Raw genomic sequence first — 15,695 nt, 5'->3', positions numbered from 1 at the left:
CCGACCAGCTCCTTTGCCACCGATCTAAAAAGGGGAAGAGAGTAGACGTGCTCGACGTCAACTTCTTCGATGAGCTCCGCATCGGTCTCGCGACCGCGGACGACATCCGCCAGTGGTCTTTTGGCGAGGTCAAGAAGCCCGAGACCATCAACTACCGCACGCTCAAGCCAGAGAAGGACGGCTTGTTCTGCGAGAAGATCTTCGGTCCCACCAGGGACTGGGAGTGCTACTGCGGCAAGTACAAGCGCGTGCGCTTCAAGGGCATCATCTGTGAGCGCTGCGGCGTCGAGGTGACCCGTGCGAAGGTGCGTCGTGAGCGCATGGGCCACATCGAGCTCGCCGCTCCGGTCACGCACATCTGGTACTTCAAGGGCGTCCCCAGCCGGTTGGGCTACCTGCTCGACCTGGCCCCCAAGGACCTCGAGAAGATCATCTACTTCGCCGCCTACGTCATCGTGGGCGTGAACGCGGAGCTGCGCCACAACGACCTGCCGACGCTCGAGAGCGAGATGCAGGTCGAGCGCAAGCGCGTCGAGAACCGTCGCGACGCCGACGTGGAGGCCCGCGCCCAGAAGCTCGAGGCCGACCTGGCCGAGCTCGAAGCCGAGGGCGCCAAGTCCGACGTGCGCCGCAAGGTCAAGGAGGGTGGCGAACGTGAGATGCGCCAGCTCCGCGACCGCGCCCAGCGCGAGCTGGACCGCCTCGACGAGATCTGGTCCACGTTCACCAAGCTGGACAAGGCCCAGCTGATCGCGGACGAGCTGCTCTACCGCGAGCTGTACGACCGCTACGGCGACTACTTCACCGGTGCCATGGGCGCGGAGGCCATCCAGAAGCTCCTGGGTGACTACGACGTCGACGCCGAGTCCGAGATCCTGCGCGAGACGATCCGCAGCGGCAAGGGCCAGAAGAAGCTGCGTGCGCTCAAGCGCCTCAAGGTCGTTGCCGCCTTCCAGGCGACCCGCAACAACCCGCAGGGCATGGTCCTGGACTGCGTCCCGGTCATCCCGCCGGACCTGCGCCCGATGGTGCAGCTCGACGGTGGCCGTTTCGCGACGTCCGACCTGAACGACCTGTACCGCCGCGTGATCAACCGCAACAACCGCCTCAAGCGACTGATCGACCTCGGCGCGCCCGAGATCATCGTCAACAACGAGAAGCGGATGCTGCAGGAGGCCGTCGACGCGCTGTTCGACAACGGCCGTCGCGGCCGGCCGGTCACCGGTCCCGGTAACCGCCCGCTGAAGTCGCTGTCCGACCTGCTGAAGGGCAAGCAGGGCCGGTTCCGCCAGAACCTGCTCGGCAAGCGCGTCGACTACTCCGGCCGTTCGGTCATCGTGGTCGGCCCGCAGCTCAAGCTGCACCAGTGCGGTCTGCCCAAGCAGATGGCCCTGGAGCTCTTCAAGCCGTTCGTGATGAAGCGGCTCGTGGACCTCAACCACGCGCAGAACATCAAGTCCGCCAAGCGGATGGTCGAGCGTGCGCGCCCGGCCGTGTGGGACGTGCTGGAAGAGGTCATCACCGAGCACCCGGTGCTGCTCAACCGCGCACCCACGCTGCACCGCCTCGGCATCCAGGCCTTCGAGCCCCAGCTGGTCGAGGGCAAGGCCATCCAGCTGCACCCGCTGGTCTGTGAAGCGTTCAACGCCGACTTCGACGGTGACCAGATGGCAGTCCACCTGCCGCTGTCCGCCGAGGCGCAGGCCGAGGCCCGCGTCCTGATGCTGTCGTCGAACAACATCCTGTCGCCGGCGTCCGGCAAGCCGCTGGCCATGCCGCGTCTGGACATGGTCACGGGCCTGTACCACCTGACCCGGCACAAGGTCGGCGACCTGGGCGAGGGCCACTCGTACTCGTCGCCCGCCGAGGCGCTGATGGCGTTCGACCGCAAGGTCCTGGGCCTGCAGTCGATGGTGAAGATCCGCGTCTCCGACAAGAACCCGCCCAAGGGCCAGGAGCCCGAGGGCTGGGAGCCCGGTCAGCCGTGGCTCGCGGAGACCACGCTGGGTCGCGTGCTGTTCAACGAGATCCTGCCGCAGGACTACGCCTTCATCAACGAGGTCATGCCCAAGAAGCGGCAGGCCGTGATCATCAACGACCTGGCCGAGCGCTACCCGATGGTCACCGTCGCCCGGACGCTGGACAAGCTGAAGGACGCCGGTTTCCACTGGGCCACCCGCTCCGGTGTCACGGTCGCGATCTCGGACGTCCTCGTCCCGGCGGCGAAGCAGGACATCCTCGAGGAGCACGAGCGCCTCGCGGACGCCGTCGAGAAGCGCTACCAGCGCGGTCAGCTCTCCCACGAGGAGCGCAACTCCGAGCTGGTCAAGGTGTGGACGAAGGCCACCGAGCAGGTCCACGAGATCATGGAAGACAACTTCCCCGAGGACAACTCGATCCGCGTCATCGTGCAGTCCGGCGCCGCCGGCAACATGACGCAGGTCCGTTCGCTCGCGGGTATGCGTGGTCTGGTCACCAACCCGAAGGGTGAGTACATCCCGCGCCCGATCAAGAACTCGTTCCGCGAGGGCTTGTCGGTGCTCGAGTACTTCATCGCGACGCACGGTGCCCGCAAGGGTCTGGCCGACACCGCGCTTCGTACCGCCGACTCGGGTTACCTGACCCGTCGTCTGGTGGACGTGTCGCAGGACGTCATCATCCGCGAGGTCGACTGCGGCACCACCCGTGGTGTGCAGATGACCGTCGGCGAGCAGCTGGGCGATAAGGTCGGCCTGCACGAGTTCGCGCAGACCTCGGTCTACGCCCGCACGGTCGCGGACGACATCAACGACGCCAAGGGCAACCTGGTCCTGAACCGCGGCGACGACCTCGGCGACCCGGCGCTCGCGTCGCTGGTCGAGGCCGGCGTGGTCCGCGTCAAGGTCCGCTCGGTGCTGACCTGTGAGTCCGCGGTCGGTGTGTGCGCGTCCTGCTACGGCCGCTCCATGGCCACCGGCCAGCTGGTCGACGTCGGCGAGGCCGTCGGCATCGTCGCCGCCCAGTCGATCGGTGAGCCCGGCACGCAGCTGACGATGCGCACGTTCCACCAGGGTGGTGTGGCCGGTGACGACATCACGACCGGTCTGCCCCGTGTCCAGGAGCTCTTCGAGGCCCGCGTCCCGAAGGGCAAGGCGCCGATCGCCGACGTCGATGGCCGCGTGCGCATCGAGGACGGCGACCGCTTCTGGAAGATCACGCTGATCCCGGACGACGGCTCCGAGGAGATCGTGTTCGAGAAGCTGTCCAAGCGTCAGCGTCTCGCCAACACGGCCACCGGCCCGCTGCAGGACGGCGACCACGTGTCCGTCGGCCAGCAGCTGCTGGAAGGTACTCCGGACCCGCACGAGGTCCTGCGCGTCATGGGCCCGCGTGAGGCCCAGCTGCACCTGGTGCAGGAAGTGCAGAAGGTGTACCGCGCCCAGGGTGTGGCGATCCACGACAAGCACATCGAGGTCATCGTCCGGCAGATGCTCCGCCGGGTCACGATCATCGACTCGGGTGCGACGGAGTTCCTCCCGGGCTCGCTGGTCGAGCGCGCGGACTTCGAGTCGGGCAACCGCGCCGTCGTCGCCGAGGGTGGCGAGCCGGCGGCCGGACGTCCGGTGCTGATGGGTATCACGAAGGCCTCGCTGGCGACCGACTCGTGGCTCTCCGCCGCGTCGTTCCAGGAGACCACGCGTGTGCTGACCGACGCCGCCATCAACGGGCGTTCGGACAAGCTCATCGGTCTGAAGGAGAACGTCATCATCGGTAAGTTGATCCCGGCTGGTACGGGCATCAACCGCTACCGCAACATCCAGGTCCAGCCGACCGAGGAGGCGCGTGCCGCTGCGTACGCGATCCCCTCGTACGACGACGGGTACTACACCCCCGACGTCTTCGGCACGGGCACTGGTGCCGCGGTGCCGCTGGACGACTACGACTTCGGTCGCGACTACCGCTAGTCGGTTGTCTTGGAACGGCCCCCGGAGCCTCCCGCTCCGGGGGCCGTTCCCGTTTCACCGGTAGGTGAGCCTGTGCAGCAGCGTCTCGGCCGGTCCCTGCTTGTCGTTGCGGCGCAAGACTTCCGCGAACACGACGGACTGCAGGTGGCAGGTCATCGAACGCGCGCGCTACCCGGAGCCGGCGGAAGCGTTGTACGGCAAGGGGTTCGACCCGCGCGGCGGCACCGTCACCACGACGGTCCTGCGCTGGTACGCCGAACACGGCCGCCCCGCCCCGGAGCGGCTGACGCCGATCATCACCCAGATCGGCGAGGCCTCGGCGTCTAGCGGTTGGCGATGCCGTCCAGGCGGAGCGTCGTGGACTCGTCGCGGTGGCTGCCGTTGGTGCCGACGTGCTTGTCGCTGATCTGCGCGCCGTTCTTGAGCACGTGGAACAGCGCCATGCCGTGGCCGCGGCCCAGGTCGTAGTCGGTCTTCAGCCACTCCAGGAACACGCCGGCCTTCGTCGTGCCGTCGTACCCGCGTTCGGTGGCGGCCGCCAGCAGTTCGGCGGGGGTCTTGCCGGTCTTCTTCTCCGCGCCGTCGAGGTAGGCCTGGAAGGACATCGTCGTCTCCGTTCGTCTGGTGACCAGAGCGTAGGACAACTCGCGCTGTCTTGACAAGAAAATTTGTCGGTGAACGGCTGGCACGCACACTGGACGGATTTTGAGTCCGTTGCGGGGCTAGCGGCGGCGGGCGCGGGCCAGGGCTCGGGCGCGGATGACCAGGTCGTCCACCAGGTGCTCGTCGACCAGCGGTGGCACGCCGGACTCGTCGGTGCAGCAGCGCGGTTTGGTGCGCTTCTCCGAGAGCCGGGGGCGGACGCCGGCCATCTCGTACAGGGCCTCGTAGAGGTCGAGGCCGGGATCGTCGTCGTGCGGGCCCACCAGGAGCACCCACACGACGTCGGGGGAGGGGAAGGCGACCACCACGCGGTCGGCGCCCCGGAGGTGCTTCACGCAGAGGCGGGGCAGCGGCTCGGGGCCGGTGACCCGGTAGCCGAGGGCGGCGCAGCCGGAGTGGGCGAGCTCGTCGAGGAAGCGTTCGTAGGCCACGCGGGCGCGGCCGCGCAGGCCGTTGGCCTGGGCGTGTGCGGTGGGGGTCTCTACTACCTGGATCAAACCGGGCGGACCACGCGTCCTCTGCCGCTGCGCATCTCGTCCAGCGAGTTGGCGAGGTCCTGGCGGTCCAGCAGTGACTGGTCGCTCAGGCGGCGGTGGACTTCGTCGATGAGGCCGCGGGTCTTGCCCGCGCGGCGGAGGTCGGAGACCAGGTGGAGGACCTCGTGCAGGCGCACGGTGTCGAGCAGCATCCTGGGTTGCTGGCTGTGGATGGCCAGCACGCCCTCGCGGGCCCAGGCCTTCACGGTCTTCTCGGTGAGGTCGAGCAACTCGCCCGCCACCACGGGACGTACCGGTGGGGCCTGGCGGAGGGTCTTGGCCACCACGCCGTCGAGGCGGCGGCGGCGTTCGTCGTCTTCCGACATCGACGATGCGACGGCTTCCAGCTCTTCGATCGTGTCGAAGAGGTCGCGGATCTGGGCGGCCTCGGTCGCGACAGACATGGCTACTCCTCCCGTTGACTACCGATTATCCACCTGTTTTTCGGTAGTCGTCAACGGCCCCGGAGCAGGGATCCGGGGCCGTCGCGCACATCAGGAGGAGAAGAAGAGCCCGCCGAGACCGCGGTGCTTGCGGTGGCCGTAGCCGTAGCCGGCGTGGCCGCCGTGGTGGTGGTGGATCTGCTGCGGCTGGGCGCCCCACGCGGGCTGGGCCGGAGCGGGGTAGGCGGCGGGCGGCGGAGCGGCCACCGGCGGCGGAGCCTGCATCTGGGCTTCGAGGCGCGTGATCGACTCGAGCTCGCCGTAGTCGAGGAAGACCCCGCGGCAGCCGTCGCACTGCTCGATGTGGACGCCCATGCGGTCGAACGTGCGCATGTTCGCATGACACTTGGGACACTGCATCGTGGTGAGCCTCCTGCGGTGGGACCGGACAAATACGATATTAGCCGCGGTCACTGCTCTCGTGCGTCGTGACGATCCGACGACAGGCTTCAACCAGCGGTTCCACTGCCTGCAGCCCGGTCACTAGTGCCCGGGCCGCCATCTGCACAACGTACGCCTGAGCCGGAATGTTGAGGACATCCCATTCCGATGTCGTCAGCGCCACACCACCCGTTTCACGGTAGGTGTTCAGGAACCGCGCCCAAAGATCGTCGGGCAGCACCCCCGCGGCGAACAAAGCAGCAGGTCGCGCCAGGTCCCACACCGGATCGCCGACCCCGAGATCGTCCACGTCGATGAGTCGCCAGCCACCCCGGTGCACCAGTTGCCCGAGGTGCCAATCACCGTGGATCAGCGCACGCCCGCTCAAGTCGAGCGACGGCAGGACCTCATACGCCCGCAACACGACATCGGCATACGGCAACTCCGGCGGCAACGCCCGAATTGCCCGCACAATCCGTTCCGGCGCACCGGCCACAGGCCCGCGCACGGGCACGGGCAAAGAGTGCAGCTTCGCCAGTAGTGCCGCACTCTCCTCCCACGGCGCGGCGTCGGCGTCGTCCTGACTCACCGGCGTCCCGTACGGCCACACCGTCACCGGCCGGTCGTCCACGAACTGCAGGGGCGCCAAAGGCGGTACGAACAACTCGGGGTGCGCCGCCGCGATCTCCAGCCTCTGCTCCAAGGCCTCGACGTCGGTGTCCGCGGGCATCGCCTTGGCCACCACGTCACCGACGCGCACGACCACGACGTCGCCGCGGTCGCCGCCGAGCACCTCGGGGTCGGCGGAGGAGCCGGTCAACGAGGCCATTGCCGCGATCAGGTCGTCCACGCGCACAGTGAATCAGGCCGCACGGATCAGTTGGCGATGCAGATCGTCTTCACCGGCTGCGGGTACGTCTTCGCGTCGTCCCCGTCGCACAGCGCGCGGTCCGACCGGCCGTCGACGACCTTCGTGACCCTGCGCGTGCCTGTGCCGCACGCCACACGTTCGAAGTACTGGTTGACCGCCTTGAGGCAGTCGCCCTCCTTGACGTTGAGGACGTAGCAGAGGCGCGTCTTGCCGTTGGTCCTCGAACGGCCGGACGACTCGGTCAGGTAGTCGCCCTCAGGGCACATCGTGCGGCGCTCACGGGAGGACACGCGGTACATGGCCTCGGGAGACGCGCAGTCCACCTCGGCCATCTCGACGGTCGTGTCGTTGAGGTCGACCTGCTTCGCGCACTCGCCGACGCCCGCCTGCTCGTGCCACCCGGAGCACCCGGACGTCAGCAGGAGCAGTGAGGCGATCAGGGCGACGGTCCTCGGCTTGACCTGCACAGTGCGTTCTCCGTCACACGAGTAGCCTGGTTCCAGGGCCCCATGTCTACTGCAGGTGCGGGTGAGGTACCCCCGTTTTGACCCGGGTAGACGTGGGCGGGTATCTTTGCTACTCGTGCCCGACCCATGTCGGGCCGCTCCGCGTGCCCGTGAGGCCGTGGTGTCCTCCACTCGCAGTGGCAGTTGAACTGTTGCTTGCGGACCTTGGGAGCGGGCGACACGCCCGACCTCGGGTGCAGAGAGGGATCAAGAAACACGAGGGTGAACCGCAAGGGAATCCCACGAAGACGGAAGAAGTAGCCGGCGAATGCCAACGATCCAGCAGCTGGTCCGCAAGGGCCGCCAGGACAAGGTGGCGAAGCAGAAGACGGCGGCCCTCAAGGGTTCGCCGCAGCGGCGCGGTGTGTGCACCCGCGTTTACACCACCACCCCCAAGAAGCCGAACTCCGCACTGCGCAAGGTCGCTCGCGTGAAGCTGACCAGCGGTATCGAGGTCACGGCCTACATCCCCGGTGAGGGTCACAACCTCCAGGAGCACTCGATGGTGCTCGTCCGCGGTGGTCGTGTGAAGGACCTGCCGGGTGTTCGCTACAAGATCATCCGTGGCTCTCTCGACACGCAGGGTGTCAAGAACCGCAAGCAGGCTCGCAGCCGCTACGGCGCGAAGAAGGAGAAGAGCTAATGCCCCGCAAGGGACCGGCCCCGAAGCGGCCGCTTATCTCTGACCCGGTCTACAGCTCGCCTCTCGTGACGCAGCTCATCAACAAGGTGCTCGTCGACGGCAAGCGCTCGGTGGCCGAGAAGATCGTCTACGAAGCGCTCGAAGGTGCTCGCGAGAAGACCGGCACGGACCCGGTCGTCACGCTGAAGCGCGCGCTCGACAACGTGAAGCCGTCGCTGGAGGTCAAGAGCCGCCGCGTCGGTGGTGCGACCTACCAGGTGCCGATCGAGGTCAAGCCCGGTCGTTCCACCACGCTGGCGCTCCGTTGGCTGATCACCTTCTCCCGGCAGCGCCGTGAGAAGACCATGGTCGAGCGTCTGATGAACGAGCTGCTCGATGCGAGCAACGGCCTCGGTGCCAGCGTCAAGCGTCGCGAGGACACGCACAAGATGGCCGAGTCGAACAAGGCCTTCGCTCACTACCGCTGGTGATCTGACGCCCGGCCTGCAGAGGTCGGGCTCTCCCAGCCCCAGTGAGCTCACAAGCTCAAGACAGGGGAAAGACCCGTGGCACAGGACGTGCTCACTGATCTTGCCAAGGTCCGCAACATCGGGATCATGGCCCACATCGACGCGGGCAAGACCACGACGACTGAGCGGATCCTCTTCTACACGGGGATCAGCTACAAGATCGGCGAGGTTCACGACGGCGCTGCCGTGATGGACTGGATGGAGCAGGAGCAGGAGCGCGGCATCACGATCACGTCGGCCGCGACGACCTGCTACTGGAAGAACCACCAGATCAACCTGATCGACACGCCCGGCCACGTCGACTTCACCGTCGAGGTCGAGCGCAACCTGCGCGTCCTCGACGGCGCCGTTGCCGTCTTCGACGGCAAGGAGGGCGTCGAGCCGCAGTCCGAGCAGGTCTGGCGGCAGGCGACCAAGTACGACGTCCCGCGCATCTGCTTCGTCAACAAGATGGACAAGCTCGGCGCGGACTTCTACTTCACCATCAAGACCATTCAGGACCGGCTCGGCGCCAGGCCGATCCCGATCCAGCTGCCGATCGGTGCCGAGAGCGACTTCATCGGCGTCGTCGACCTGGTCGAGATGCGCGCCCTGACGTGGCGTGGCGAAGTCCAGAAGGGCGAGGACTACGCGATCGAGGAGATCCCCGCGGATCTCGTCGAGAAGGCGCAGGAGTACCGCGAGGCGCTCCTGGAGGCCGTCGCGGAGACCGACGACGACCTGACCGAGAAGTTCTTCGAGCAGGGCGACCTCTCCGTCGAGGAGATCAAGGCCGGCCTCCGCAAGATCGTCTCCGAGGGCACCGCGTACCCGGTCCTCTGCGGTTCCGCGTTCAAGAACAAGGGCGTCCAGCCCATGCTCGACGCGGTCATCGACCTGCTGCCGTCGCCGCTGGACCTCCCGCCGGTCGAGGGCACGCTGCAGGACGGCGAGACCGTCGTGTCGCGCAAGGCCTCGTCCGACGAGCCCTTCTCGGCGCTGGCGTTCAAGATCGCCGTGCACCCGTTCTTCGGCAAGCTGACCTACATCCGGGTCTACTCGGGCAAGGTCGCCTCCGGCACCCAGGTCGTCAACGCGACCAAGGACCGCAAGGAGCGCATCGGGAAGATCTTCCAGATGCACGCCAACAAGGAGAACCCGGTCACCGAGGCCATCGCGGGCCACATCTACGCCGTGATCGGTCTGAAGGACACCACGACCGGTGAGACCCTCGCCGACCCGCAGCACCCCATCGTGCTCGAGTCGATGACCTTCCCCGAGCCCGTCATCCAGGTGGCCATCGAGCCCAAGACGAAGGCGGACCAGGAGAAGCTCGGCACCGCGATCCAGAAGCTGGCCGAGGAGGACCCGACGTTCCGGGTCAACCTCGACCAGGAGACGGGCCAGACCATCATCGCCGGCATGGGCGAGCTCCACCTGGACATCCTGGTGGACCGCATGCGCCGCGAGTTCAAGGTCGAGGCCAACATCGGCAAGCCTCAGGTGGCGTACCGGGAGACCATCCGCAAGGCGGTGGAGAAGTACTCCTACACCCACAAGAAGCAGACCGGTGGCTCCGGCCAGTTCGCGAAGGTGCTCGTCACCGTCGAGCCGCTGGAGAAGAAGGAAGACGGCGCGCTCTACGAGTTCGTCAACGCCGTCACCGGTGGTCGCATCCCCCGCGAGTACATCCCGTCGGTCGACGCGGGTGCGCAGGACGCGCTGCAGTACGGCGTGCTGGCGGGTTACCCGCTGGTCGGCGTGAAGGTGACTCTGCTCGACGGCGCCTACCACGAGGTCGACTCCTCGGAAATGGCGTTCAAGATCGCTGGTTCGATGGCCCTCAAGGAAGCCGCCCGTCAGGCGTCTCCCGCGATCCTCGAGCCTCTGATGGCCGTCGAGGTCACGACGCCCGAGGAGTACATGGGCGACGTGATCGGCGACCTGAACTCCCGCCGTGGCCAGATCCAGGCCATGGAGGAGCGCAGCGGCGTCCGTGTCGTCAAGGCACTGGTTCCGCTGTCGGAAATGTTCGGGTACGTGGGTGACCTGCGGTCCAAGACCCAGGGTCGTGCCAACTACTCGATGGTGTTCGACTCCTACGCAGAGGTTCCCGCGAACGTCTCGAAGGAGATCATCGCGAAGGCGACCGGGGAGTAATTCCCCAACCGGAGCACCGCAGTTCGACCGCGGGCTCTCCGGGGGTGAATCCCTGGGGTCCGCTACTTTCAGACCCTGACGTGTAAGTCCGGCGGGTGGCCACAGATGCCCGCCGGACCAGCAAAAAGAAGTCCAGGAGGACAATCCAGTGGCCAAGGCGAAGTTCGAGCGGACGAAGCCGCACGTCAACATCGGCACCATCGGTCACATCGACCATGGCAAGACCACGCTGACCGCGGCGATCTCCAAGGTTCTGCACGACGCGTACCCCGATGTGAACGCCTCGTTCGCGTTCGACCAGATCGACAAGGCGCCGGAAGAGAAGCAGCGCGGCATCACGATCTCGATCGCGCACATCGAGTACCAGACGGAGAACCGTCACTACGCGCACGTCGACTGCCCCGGGCACGCCGACTACATCAAGAACATGATCACCGGTGCGGCGCAGATGGACGGCGCCATCCTGGTCGTGGCGGCGACCGACGGTCCCATGCCGCAGACGAAGGAGCACGTCCTCCTGGCCCGCCAGGTCGGCGTCCCCTACATCGTTGTCGCCCTGAACAAGGCCGACATGGTGGACGACGAGGAGATCCTGGAGCTCGTCGAGCTCGAGGTCCGCGAGCTGCTCTCCGAGTACGAGTTCCCGGGCGACGACCTGCCGGTCGTGCGCGTCTCGGCGCTGAAGGCGCTCGAGGGCGACGAGCAGTGGGGCAAGTCCGTTCTCGAGCTCATGGCCGCCGTTGACACGGCGATCCCGGAGCCGGAGCGCGACACCGAGAAGCCGTTCCTCATGCCCGTCGAGGACGTCTTCACGATCACCGGTCGCGGCACCGTGGTGACCGGTCGCATCGAGCGCGGCATCATCAACGTGAACTCCGAGATCGAGATCGTCGGTATCAAGGAGACGTCGAAGAAGACGACGGTCACCTCGATCGAGATGTTCAAGAAGTTCCTCGACGAGGGCCGCGCGGGCGACAACGCCGCGCTGCTGCTCCGCGGCATCAAGCGCGAGGAGGTGGAGCGCGGCATGGTCATCGTGAAGCCGGGCACCACGACCCCGCACACCGAGTTCACCGCGCAGGTCTACATCCTGTCGAAGGACGAGGGTGGCCGCCACACGCCGTTCTTCAACAACTACCGTCCCCAGTTCTACTTCCGGACGACGGACGTGACCGGCGTTGTGACGCTCCCCGAGGGCACCGAGATGGTCATGCCGGGTGACACCACCGGTATGGACGTCAAGCTCATCCAGCCGATCGCCATGGACGAGGGCCTCCGCTTCGCGATCCGCGAGGGTGGCCGCACCGTCGGCGCCGGCTCGGTCACCAAGATCATCAAGTGACCTAGCTCGACCCAGTTCGGCGACGGGCCGGGCCAACGATCTTCGTTGGCCCGGCCTTCGTCGTTGAGCACCCGATGTGTGCGTCAGCTCACGTCGTTTTGTTCGAAGGCGCGCAGGAGGCAGACCTGCCGCGGGGATCCGTTGCCGGGCAACGGAACCGTTTCGCTCATCGCTCCACAAGAGACGGACGGCGCCGCTCACCGGCCAAGATCCCGACGTGATCTGCCTCCAACTCACCCACCCCGATTTGGATCGCCTCGCGCTCGTGTGGCATCCTTTACGGGTTGCTCGATGAAGGGCCGGGCTCGCCTTGTGCGTGTCCGCGTATTTCGATCGAGCGTCCGCGCCCTGTTAGTGAACGCCTCCTTGCGGAGATGGGCATCAGGGTGCATGGGCTGTGGTAGGCCCAATCCCACCGGGGAGACCTTGAGTGGGACCGGTATGCGTAGCGGGCGCGACACGCCCGACCGCGTGGACCGGGCACCATGACACTTCAACAGGGGCGGAGCGCGCCAAGAGGCTGTAACAGGCCTCATCCGAGGCACCGCACCGCAGCGGTTACGAGAAGCAGAGGAACGGCAAGCCATCATGGCGGGACAAAAGATCCGCATCCGGCTCAAGGCCTACGACCACGAAGCGATCGACGCGTCTGCGCGCAAGATCGTGGAGACCGTGACGCGCACCGGCGCTCGGGTTGTCGGGCCAGTGCCGCTGCCCACTGAGAAGAACGTGTACTGCGTCATCCGCTCGCCGCACAAGTACAAGGACTCGCGCGAGCACTTCGAGATGCGCACGCACAAGCGGCTGATCGACATCCTCGACCCGACGCCGAAGACGGTGGACGCGCTCATGCGCATCGACCTGCCGGCCAGCGTCGACGTCAACATCCAGTAAGCGTTGGGCGCGGAGAGTAACGGACCAATGTCTGACAGGCAGATGAAGGGCATCCTGGGCACCAAGCTCGGCATGACTCAGGTCTTCGACGAGAACAACCGGGTCGTCCCGGTGACCGTCGTCAAGGCTGAGCCCAATGTCGTGACCCAGGTACGCACCGAAGAGAAGGACGGCTACACCGCCGTCCAGCTGGCGGCCGGCGCGATTGACCCGCGCAAGGTCAACAAGCCCGTCGCGGGCCACTTCGCCAAGGCCGGGGTCACGCCCCGTCGCCACCTGGTGGAGCTGCGCACGGTCGACGCCAGCGAGTACACGGTCGGCCAGGAGATCACCGCTGAGGTGTTCGAGGCCGGCGCTGTTGTCGACATCACCGGCACCAGCAAGGGCAAGGGCACCGCGGGTGTCATGAAGCGCCACAACTTCCGGGGCCTCGGCTCCAGCCACGGCACCCAGCGCAAGCACCGCTCGCCGGGTTCCATCGGTGGCTGCGCCACTCCGGGTCGCGTCTTCAAGGGTCTGCGCATGGCTGGCCGCATGGGCCACGAGCGCGTGACGACCCAGAACCTGAAGGTGCACAAGATCGATGCCGAGAACGGCCTGCTGCTCATCAAGGGCGCTGTTCCCGGCCCCAAGGGTGGTCTGGTGTTCGTCCGGACTGCTGCGAAGGGCGGTGCCTGATGTCGACTGTTGAGATCCGCACCCCGGACGGCAAGTCCGCCGGCTCGGTCGAGCTGCCGGCCTCCGTCTTCGACGCGCAGGCCAACGTGGCGCTGCTGCACCAGGTCGTCGTGGCCCAGCAGGCCGCCGCGCGCCAGGGCACGCACTCCACGAAGACCCGCGGCGAGGTGTCCGGCGGTGGCAAGAAGCCTTACCGCCAGAAGGGCACCGGCCGTGCCCGCCAGGGTTCGACGCGTGCGCCGCAGTTCGCCGGCGGTGGCGTCGTCCACGGCCCGCAGCCGCGCGACTACTCGCAGCGGACGCCCAAGAAGATGAAGGCCGCCGCTCTGCGTGGCGCCCTCTCCGACCGGGCCCGCGCCAACCAGGTCCACGTCGTGTCCGGCCTGGTGGACGGGGACACCCCGTCGACCAAGACCGCGCGCAAGGTCCTGGAGTCGGTCACCCAGGCTCGTCGCGTTCTCGTGGTGCTCAACCGCACCGACGAGGTCGCGTGGGTCAGCGTGCGCAACCTGCAGCACGTGCACGTGATCGCGCCCGACCAGCTCAACACCTACGACGTGCTCGTCAACGACGACGTGGTGTTCACCAAGGACTCGCTCGACGTGTTCCTCGCCAGCAAGGCCCAGTCGGGCTCGGGCTCGGCCGAGGCCACGGCGACTGTCGTGGACGAGGAGGGTTCCAAGTGATCCCCGACCACAGGGACATCTTGCTCGCGCCCGTGATCTCCGAGAAGTCCTACGGGCTGCTCGAGGAGAACAAGTACACCTTCCTGGTGGCGCCGGGTTCGAACAAGACCCAGATCAAGATCGCCGTGGAGAAGGTCTTCGGCGTGAAGGTCGTCAGCGTCAACACCATCAACCGGCAGGGCAAGCGCAAGCGCACCCGCACCGGGTTCGGCAAGCGCAAGGACACGAAGCGCGCGATCGTGACGCTGTCGGCTGACAGCAAGGCGATCGAGATCTTCGGCGGCCCTGCCGCCTGATGACGAGGACTGCGTAGAGATGGGCATTCGCAAGTACAAGCCGACGACTCCCGGTCGTCGCGGTGCGAGCGTCTCCGACTTCGCCGAGATCACTCGGTCGACTCCGGAGAAGTCGCTGATCCGCCCGCTGCACAAGCTGGGTGGCCGCAACGCTTCGGGCAAGATCACCACCCGGCACAAGGGTGGCGGTCACAAGCGGGCTTACCGCCTGATCGACTTCCGTCGCAACGACAAGGACGGCGTGCCGGCCAAGGTCGCTCACATCGAGTACGACCCCAACCGCACCGCGCGCATCGCACTGCTGCACTACGCGGACGGCGAGAAGCGCTACATCATCGCCCCGGAGAAGCTCAAGCAGGGTGACACGGTTGAGAACGGCCCCAAGGCCGACATCAAGCCGGGCAACAACCTGCCGCTGCGCAACATCCCGGTCGGTTCCGTGATCCACGCGATCGAGCTCCGCCCCGGTGGCGGCGCGAAGATCGCCCGCTCCGCCGGTGCCTCGGTGCAGCTCGTGGCGAAGGACGGCCCGTACGCCCAGCTGCGGATGCCTTCGGGCGAGATCCGCAACGTGGACGTGCGCTGCCGCGCCACGCTCGGCGAGGTCGGCAACAAGGAGCACCAGAACATCAACTGGGGCAAGGCCGGCCGCATGCGGTGGAAGGGCAAGAAGCCCACCGTCCGCGGTGTCGCCATGAACCCCGTTGACCACCCGCATGGTGGTGGTGAGGGTAAGACCTCCGGTGGTCGCCACCCGGTCAACCCGGCTGGTAAGCCCGAGGGTCGTACCCGCCGCCGTAAGCCAAGCGACAAGCTCATCGTCCGGCGTCGTCGCACCGGTAAGAAGCGCTGAGCAGGGAGGGAGTGAAGGATGCCTCGCAGCCTTAAGAAGGGTCCCTTCGTCGACGACCACCTGCTCAAGAAGGTGGACGTTCAGAACGAAGCGGGCAAGAAGACCGTCATCAAGACGTGGTCCCGCCGGTCCACGATCATCCCGGACATGCTCGGCCACACCATCGCGGTGCACGACGGTCGCAAGCACGTCCCGGTGTTCGTGACCGAGGCGATGGTCGGGCACAAGTTGGGCGAGTTCGCCCCGACCCGCACCTTCAAGGGCCACATCAAGGACGACCGGAAGTCTCGTCGCCGCTAGGCGTCGAACTG

17 protein-coding genes are annotated in these 15,695 nt (G+C 66.8%); 11 read left to right on the top strand and 6 right to left on the bottom strand.

Annotation, left to right across the window (positions count from 1 at the left end):
• Positions 1 to 47: 47 nt before the first annotated feature.
• Positions 48 to 3,944: a DNA-directed RNA polymerase subunit beta' gene (locus ACFWN2_RS36070; protein ID WP_382435052.1), complete on the top strand. Its 3,897-nt coding sequence runs from the start codon at positions 48 to 50 to the stop codon at positions 3,942 to 3,944.
• Between the two features lie 323 nt (positions 3,945 to 4,267).
• Here ACFWN2_RS36070 and ACFWN2_RS36065 read toward each other — a convergent pair whose 3' ends face one another.
• From ACFWN2_RS36065 to ACFWN2_RS36040, 6 genes are all read right to left on the bottom strand, one after another.
• Positions 4,268 to 4,549, bottom strand: a complete 282-nt coding sequence (locus ACFWN2_RS36065) for a DUF4287 domain-containing protein (protein ID WP_382435051.1) — start codon at positions 4,547 to 4,549, stop codon at positions 4,268 to 4,270.
• 117 nt (positions 4,550 to 4,666) lie between these two features.
• Positions 4,667 to 5,104, bottom strand: coding sequence for a hypothetical protein (locus tag ACFWN2_RS36060; protein ID WP_382435050.1), 438 nt, complete (start codon positions 5,102 to 5,104; stop codon positions 4,667 to 4,669).
• On the bottom strand, positions 5,101 to 5,547 hold the full coding sequence (locus tag ACFWN2_RS36055; protein WP_382435049.1) for a hypothetical protein: 447 nt from the start codon (positions 5,545 to 5,547) through the stop codon (positions 5,101 to 5,103). The genes ACFWN2_RS36060 and ACFWN2_RS36055 overlap by 4 nt, the downstream gene beginning before the upstream one ends.
• Positions 5,548 to 5,637: 90 nt before the next feature.
• Complete coding sequence (locus ACFWN2_RS36050) at positions 5,638 to 5,946, bottom strand: zf-TFIIB domain-containing protein (RefSeq protein ID WP_382435048.1); 309 nt, start codon at positions 5,944 to 5,946, stop codon at positions 5,638 to 5,640.
• Between the two features lie 40 nt (positions 5,947 to 5,986).
• Positions 5,987 to 6,817, bottom strand: a complete 831-nt coding sequence (locus tag ACFWN2_RS36045) for a phosphotransferase family protein (protein WP_382435047.1) — start codon at positions 6,815 to 6,817, stop codon at positions 5,987 to 5,989.
• 26 nt (positions 6,818 to 6,843) lie between these two features.
• Positions 6,844 to 7,305, bottom strand: coding sequence for a hypothetical protein (locus ACFWN2_RS36040; RefSeq protein ID WP_382435046.1), 462 nt, complete (start codon positions 7,303 to 7,305; stop codon positions 6,844 to 6,846).
• 307 nt (positions 7,306 to 7,612) lie between these two features.
• Between ACFWN2_RS36040 and rpsL the strand changes: the two genes are divergently transcribed.
• From rpsL to rpsS, 10 genes are all read left to right on the top strand, one after another.
• Entirely contained in the window at positions 7,613 to 7,987 is a 375-nt protein-coding gene (rpsL, locus tag ACFWN2_RS36035) for a 30S ribosomal protein S12 (RefSeq protein WP_030473471.1), read from the top strand.
• Complete coding sequence (rpsG, locus tag ACFWN2_RS36030) at positions 7,987 to 8,457, top strand: 30S ribosomal protein S7 (RefSeq protein WP_030478293.1); 471 nt, start codon at positions 7,987 to 7,989, stop codon at positions 8,455 to 8,457. The genes rpsL and rpsG overlap by 1 nt, the downstream gene beginning before the upstream one ends.
• A gap of 75 nt (positions 8,458 to 8,532) precedes the next feature.
• Positions 8,533 to 10,635 (top strand): elongation factor G, encoded by a 2,103-nt coding sequence (gene fusA / locus ACFWN2_RS36025; protein ID WP_382435045.1) that lies wholly within the window; start codon positions 8,533 to 8,535, stop codon positions 10,633 to 10,635.
• Between the two features lie 148 nt (positions 10,636 to 10,783).
• The gene (gene tuf / locus ACFWN2_RS36020) at positions 10,784 to 11,977 is read left to right on the top strand and encodes an elongation factor Tu (protein WP_086669027.1); all 1,194 of its coding nucleotides are present in this window, start codon (positions 10,784 to 10,786) and stop codon (positions 11,975 to 11,977) included.
• 588 nt (positions 11,978 to 12,565) lie between these two features.
• A complete protein-coding gene (rpsJ, locus tag ACFWN2_RS36015) occupies positions 12,566 to 12,871 on the top strand; it encodes a 30S ribosomal protein S10 (protein ID WP_003938093.1) in 306 nt (101 codons plus the stop codon).
• Positions 12,872 to 12,898: 27 nt separating this feature from the next.
• The gene (rplC, locus tag ACFWN2_RS36010; protein WP_382435044.1) at positions 12,899 to 13,549 is read left to right on the top strand and encodes a 50S ribosomal protein L3; all 651 of its coding nucleotides are present in this window, start codon (positions 12,899 to 12,901) and stop codon (positions 13,547 to 13,549) included.
• Entirely contained in the window at positions 13,549 to 14,235 is a 687-nt protein-coding gene (gene rplD, locus ACFWN2_RS36005) for a 50S ribosomal protein L4 (protein ID WP_382435043.1), read from the top strand. The genes rplC and rplD overlap by 1 nt, the downstream gene beginning before the upstream one ends.
• On the top strand, positions 14,232 to 14,531 hold the full coding sequence (gene rplW, locus ACFWN2_RS36000; RefSeq protein ID WP_065915972.1) for a 50S ribosomal protein L23: 300 nt from the start codon (positions 14,232 to 14,234) through the stop codon (positions 14,529 to 14,531). The genes rplD and rplW overlap by 4 nt, the downstream gene beginning before the upstream one ends.
• 19 nt (positions 14,532 to 14,550) lie before the next feature.
• Positions 14,551 to 15,384, top strand: a complete 834-nt coding sequence (rplB, locus tag ACFWN2_RS35995; protein WP_089949047.1) for a 50S ribosomal protein L2 — start codon at positions 14,551 to 14,553, stop codon at positions 15,382 to 15,384.
• An 18-nt stretch (positions 15,385 to 15,402) separates the two neighbouring features.
• Complete coding sequence (rpsS, locus tag ACFWN2_RS35990; protein WP_030478300.1) at positions 15,403 to 15,684, top strand: 30S ribosomal protein S19; 282 nt, start codon at positions 15,403 to 15,405, stop codon at positions 15,682 to 15,684.
• Positions 15,685 to 15,695 lie beyond the last annotated feature (11 nt).

Source organism: Lentzea sp. NPDC058436 (assembly GCF_042721515.1).
Classification (GTDB): domain Bacteria; phylum Actinomycetota; class Actinomycetes; order Mycobacteriales; family Pseudonocardiaceae; genus Lentzea.
This window is presented reverse-complemented; position numbering and strand designations above follow the sequence as displayed.

Excerpts from the sequence above, each read along its gene's own strand:
- rpsS (WP_030478300.1), top strand. The coding sequence starts at position 15,403 with ATGCCTCGCAGCCTTAAGAAGGGTCCCTTCGTCGACGACCACCTGCTC.
- rpsJ (WP_003938093.1), top strand. The coding sequence starts at position 12,566 with ATGGCGGGACAAAAGATCCGCATCCGGCTCAAGGCCTACGACCACGAA.
- rplC (WP_382435044.1), top strand. The coding sequence starts at position 12,899 with ATGTCTGACAGGCAGATGAAGGGCATCCTGGGCACCAAGCTCGGCATG.
- rpsL (WP_030473471.1), top strand. The coding sequence starts at position 7,613 with ATGCCAACGATCCAGCAGCTGGTCCGCAAGGGCCGCCAGGACAAGGTG.
- rpsG (WP_030478293.1), top strand. The coding sequence starts at position 7,987 with ATGCCCCGCAAGGGACCGGCCCCGAAGCGGCCGCTTATCTCTGACCCG.
- ACFWN2_RS36055 (WP_382435049.1), bottom strand. The coding sequence starts at position 5,547 with ATGTCTGTCGCGACCGAGGCCGCCCAGATCCGCGACCTCTTCGACACG.
- ACFWN2_RS36065 (WP_382435051.1), bottom strand. The coding sequence starts at position 4,549 with ATGTCCTTCCAGGCCTACCTCGACGGCGCGGAGAAGAAGACCGGCAAG.
- rplB (WP_089949047.1), top strand. The coding sequence starts at position 14,551 with ATGGGCATTCGCAAGTACAAGCCGACGACTCCCGGTCGTCGCGGTGCG.
- ACFWN2_RS36050 (WP_382435048.1), bottom strand. The coding sequence starts at position 5,946 with ATGCAGTGTCCCAAGTGTCATGCGAACATGCGCACGTTCGACCGCATG.
- rplD (WP_382435043.1), top strand. The coding sequence starts at position 13,549 with ATGTCGACTGTTGAGATCCGCACCCCGGACGGCAAGTCCGCCGGCTCG.